The organism is Streptococcus sp. 10F2 (genome assembly GCF_054331515.2).
The window spans coordinates 1-758 of sequence record NZ_JBTGGE020000119.1; the positions used below are offsets into that span (position 1 = coordinate 1).

A 758-nucleotide genomic window follows, 5' to 3' on the forward strand; every position below is an offset into this window, starting at 1 on the left:
TCTTCCTACCTTTACCACCCTATTCTCCTGAACTAAATCCGATTGAAAAAGCATGGGCTAACCTTAAGAAGAAAGTCATAGAGTTACTACCCAAATATAACTCGGTGATAGAATGTCTAAACAATTTTTTTAAAGTGAAACAACTATATTTGAGAGCTTATGGCTTTTGAAAAATTATACATGCTTAAATGCGCGAATATTTCCTGATAAATGCCTTCCATTTTCTTTGAATGAAAATTTATCAAGCCCAAGCTATATTTAAGATCCCTAAACGAAGTTTCTATGCCCCAACGATCGGCATAGAGGCTTTTTAATTTTTTTACCGTGTAGTCTGTATTTGTTACTAAAGTTTCGTAATGCCCCTCTTCAATTTCGAGACGTACAATTCTAAATGCAAGATTGTAGTATTCCGGTGGGCTATTTCTATCCCAGGAGGTTGAAAGGTAATCAAATCTTTGATTAGAGGGGATGAATTTGAAATGGTTTCTAGCTTTGAATTGTAGAAAGGTTTCCTTGGTCTGTCTTCTTGTTAGAGATAGTTTGATAGGTATATCGTAGGTATCTGTTACAGGAAGCTCTAAACTTCGCTTCATGCTAGTCGCTCCATCTTTAATCCGAATAAGATACTCCCACTTATGTTCCTGAAAATGAGCCATTAGATTATAGGATTCATAGCCCCTATCAGCTATGACTAAAGCTTTATCAAAAGGTGATCGTTCCATCATCTCAATGAGTGCTTGTCGTTCATCACTATTTCT

The 758-nt window shown here is 36.0% G+C and carries 2 protein-coding genes; one reads left to right on the plus strand and one right to left on the minus strand.

From position 1 onward, the window contains the following. On the plus strand, positions 1-170 hold a 170-nt coding region (locus ACXM1Q_RS09310), incomplete at its 5' end, for a transposase (protein ID WP_458517814.1). Here ACXM1Q_RS09310 and ACXM1Q_RS09315 read toward each other — a convergent pair. Then, positions 144-758: transposase (locus tag ACXM1Q_RS09315; protein ID WP_458517813.1), on the minus strand; the 615-nt coding region annotated here is incomplete at its 5' end. The two genes, ACXM1Q_RS09310 and ACXM1Q_RS09315, sit on opposite strands and share 27 nt — an antisense overlap.